The sequence below is a fragment of the Kitasatospora sp. NPDC097605 genome (assembly GCF_040302725.1).
Classification (GTDB): domain Bacteria; phylum Actinomycetota; class Actinomycetes; order Streptomycetales; family Streptomycetaceae; genus Kitasatospora.
On record NZ_JBEOSF010000080.1, the window covers coordinates 1 to 4032 of the forward strand.

Below are 4032 nucleotides of genomic sequence, written 5' to 3' on the forward strand. Positions count from 1 at the left end.
AGCGACACCCCCGTCATCACCCTGGACGCCCGACGCCGCGACAGCGCCAAGAGCGCCCTCATCACCCTCGTCGAACACGCCCTCCTCGCCCGCCTGCGCTGAGCGGAACCCGAGGCCGGCGGCCCCGGTACCCCGTCGCGCCGGCGGGGTACCGGGGCACGTTCGCTTGCGGAGAGGTGTCGTCCGGACGCCTCGCGCAAGACCCTCGCATAAGCAGCGGATAACAGTTCGGTAGGCATTTCGTGATCAACAATGACTGTTTGTAGCGAATCAGCGTCACTCAGCGCCAGAAGACCACAGTTTTGCGCCAACATGTTGGCGAATGTCCTGAATTGCACCGCAGACTTCGCCCACCAGCAGCTGTTTGTCCCCCATCCCTGCACGTGCTGAAATTCCAGCTACCCCTGGATCCCATACGGCCGCCGTTCCCCGGAACGGGCGGTCCCCCGGGGTAGCGCTGGATTGATCCATGGCCGGCTGTCGGCCGAGAGGTAGTTGTCGAGTGAGGCGTAAGCAGCAGGTCGCCCCGCAGCGGCGCTCCGAGCCCCGCCAGAGCGAGCCGAACGGCACCGCACCGGAACCGGGCGGGTTCTCGGCGTTCACACCGGTCGAGGAACGGCCGCAGGCCGCCCCGGCACCGCAGCAGCCGACGCCCGGCCAGGACCGCGCGTCCACCGCGGGCGCCGGCACCGGCCCCACCGCGGGCTCCGGCACCGGCGCGGACGACACCGGCGCCAAGACCAGCCGCTACGACTTCGTGCGCCCGCGCAACTGGCGCGTGCCCGCCCGTCTGATCGCGATCCTGCTGATCCCGGTCGTCATCGGCCTGGTCTTCGGCGGACTGCGCGTCAACACCTCGATCGACGGCTTCGTCAAGGCCGACCGCGCCCAGCGCACCGCCGCCCTCGCCAAGGCCGCCACCGAGCTCGCCGAGGCCCTGGAGAGCGAGCGCGACAAGACGCTCATACCTCTGATCACCAAGCAGGACCCGAACAACGACGTCACCAAGGCGCGCTCGACCACCGACGCCGCCCTCAAGGCGTACAACGCGGCCTACGAGGCGAGCGACAAGTCCGGCGAGCTGCCCCGCCGTCACGAGGCGTTCCAGCAGGTGGTCGTCCACCTGCCGCAGCTGCGGGCCACCGCCTACGCCGACCACCTGTTCGCCTCCGCGACCGTCAGCGCCTACTCGGTGATGTACGCCCCGCTGCTGTCCTACGACAACTCGGTCGGCCTCGGCTCGTCCAACCTGACCAGCAAGGGCCGCTCGATCTACGCCATGTCGCTGGCCAAGGCCTCCGCCTCGACCCAGCGCGCCCTCATGCTGCAGCTGCTGGTCGGCATCTCCGCCCAGAAGACCACCCGGTACGAGAACGTCGACCTCATCCAGCAGCTGCTGGTCGCCCAGCGCCTGGAACAGACCGCGCTCTCCGAGTTCAACACCGGCAGCGCCCCCGAGGACGCCAAGGAGTACGCCGACGCCCAGGTCGCCCAGGCCAACGCCGACCAGCGCGCCGCCTACCGCATGCCCAACGGCAGCGTCCCGACCATGCAGGGCCTGCTGAACCTCGGCACCGCCTACACCCAGGCCGCCGCCAACGGCCAGTCCCAGGGCAAGGACGTCGCCGACCGCGCCTACAAGGACGCCAAGGACTCCGGTCTGACCCCGGAGAACTGGAACCAGGCCGCCAACACCCACATCTCCAGCCTCCGCGCCACCGAGGTCGCGCTGCTGGACGACGTGCTCGTGGACGCCGCCGAGCTGCGCGACAACGCCCGGTTCGACGCCATCCTCAACTCGCTGATCGTGCTCACCGCGCTGATCCTCGCCGGTGTCCTCACCGGCTACGTGGCCCGCTCGATGATCCTCGGCATGCGCACCCTGCGCAACGCCGCCCTGGAGATCGCCGACCACCGCCTGCCCGAGCTGGTCGAGCGGCTCTCCAAGACCGACCCGGACCGGGTGGACACCAACGTCACCCCGATCCCGCTGCACGGCCGGGACGAGATCGGCGAGGTCGCCCGGGCCTTCGACCAGGTCCACCGGCAGGCGGTCGCGCTCGCCGCCGAGCAGGCGCTGCTGCGAGGCAACGTCAACGCGATCTTCACCAACCTGTCGCGCCGCAGCCAGAGCCTCATCCAGCGCCAGCTGGCGCTGATCACGGACCTGGAGAACAACGAGGCCGACCCGGACCAGCTGGAGAACCTCTTCAAGCTGGACCACCTCGCGACCCGTATGCGCCGCAACGGTGAGAACCTGCTCGTCCTCGCGGGCGAGGAGGCCGGCCGCCGCTGGAACACCCCGGTCCCGCTGGTCGACGTGCTCCGCGCCGCCGCGTCCGAGGTGGAGCAGTACGAGCGCGTCGAGCTCTCCGGCATCCCCGAGGCCGAGGTCGTCGGCGCCGCCGTGACCGACCTCGTCCACCTGCTCGCCGAGCTGCTGGAGAACGCCACCACGTTCTCCAGCCCGCAGACCCGGGTGCTGGTCAACGCCACCCGCCTGCCGGACGGCCGGGTGCTGGTCGAGATCCACGACAAGGGCATCGGCCTCACCGCCGAGGACTTCGCGGAGATCAACGAGAAGCTGGCCGAGCCGCCCACGGTCGACGCCACCATCTCCCGCCGCATGGGCCTGTTCGTGGTCGGCCGGCTCTCCCAGCGGCACGACATCCGCGTCCAGCTCCGCCCCTCCGGCGAGTCGGCCGGCACCACCTCGCTGGTCATGCTCCCCCCGTTCATCACCCAGATGGCCGTGGCACCGGAGCCCGAGGAGCAGTTCACGGTCTCCCGGATCTTCACCGAGCAGGAGCCGTCCGCCGAGTGGGCCGTCGACCGCGACCCGGTCCGCAGCGCCGCCGAACTCGGCTTCGACGACCACCTGACCGGCATCGGCAACTCCGGCTCCACCGGCTTCAGCCCGGCCCTGGAGGCCGTCCAGCGCTCGCAGCGCCTGGACCAGGTCCGCCGCGCCGCGCTGGAGTCCGGCCCGCCGACCGGCCTGCCGCCGGTGGTGGACGCCGAGGTCGAGGACGACTACCCGGCCTACGGGCGCCGCAACGACGACGCCTACGCCCCGGACGGGCAGTACCCGCAGCAGGGCTACGAGCAGTCCGGCTACGCCGACGACCAGTACGGCTACCAGGACGGCTACCAGGACGAGTACGGCCAGGGCGGCTACGACGCCGAGGGCTACCAGCAGGACGGCTACGGCCAGTACCCGCAGCAGGGCTACGACGAGTACGGCCAGGAGGCCGGCTACGACCGGTCCGGCTACGCCGACGACCAGTACGGCCACCAGGCCGAGGAGGCCCCGGCGGGCCACCCGTACGCCCCCGAGCAGCCCGCCCTCCCGGCCGCCGACACCGCCCCCGCCACCCTGCCGTCCGGGCTGCCGCAGCGCCGTCCCGGCCAGCAGCTGGCCGGCGGCGGCTTCCCGGCCGGCCCGCAGGACGGCAACGGCGGCGGGGAGAGCCCGAACTGGTTCACCGGCGCCAAGGACACCTCGTCCGCCCCCGCCGAACCCCGCGGCCACGACGTGTCCGCCCTCGGCGGCTACGGGCCCACCGGCCCGACCGCCGCCGGCAGCGCGGCCTGGCAGTCGCCCAACGACGGTGACTGGCAGCGCGCCGAGAAGCTCCGCGAGCCCTCCTCCAGCGGCACCACCCAGGCCGGCCTGCCCCGGCGGGTGCCCAAGCAGAACCTGGTGGCGGGCAACGCCAAGCCCACCCCGCAGGACGGCCCGCAGGTCTCCCGCTCGCCCGAGGAGGTCCGCGGCCGCCTCACCAACCTGCGCCGCGGCGTCGAGCAGGGCCGCAGCGCCGGTACCACCGGAAGCTTCCGGATCGACCCCGATCAGGTAGACCCGTCCGGCAACGGACAGCAGAATCGCAGCACCGATCTCTTCGGCGGCTCGAACCACCAGGAGCGTTGAGTTGAGTCAGATGAGCCAGGCCGCACAGAACCTGAACTGGCTGATCACCAATTTCGTGGACAACACCCCCGGGGTGTCGCACACGGTGGTGGTCTCCGCGG

1 protein-coding gene and 2 pseudogenes are annotated in these 4032 nt (G+C 71.4%); all 3 read left to right on the forward strand.

The genetic code is table 11. The features are described 5' to 3' along the window. A pseudogene (locus ABTX81_RS39350) lies at positions 1-102 on the forward strand (ATP-binding protein); the annotation flags it as partial. 400 nt (positions 103-502) lie between these two features. Next, positions 503-3931, forward strand: a complete 3429-nt coding sequence (locus ABTX81_RS39355) for a nitrate- and nitrite sensing domain-containing protein (RefSeq protein WP_350555736.1) — start codon at positions 503-505, stop codon at positions 3929-3931. 10 nt (positions 3932-3941) lie between these two features. Then, positions 3942-4032: pseudogene (locus tag ABTX81_RS39360) on the forward strand (roadblock/LC7 domain-containing protein); the annotation flags it as partial.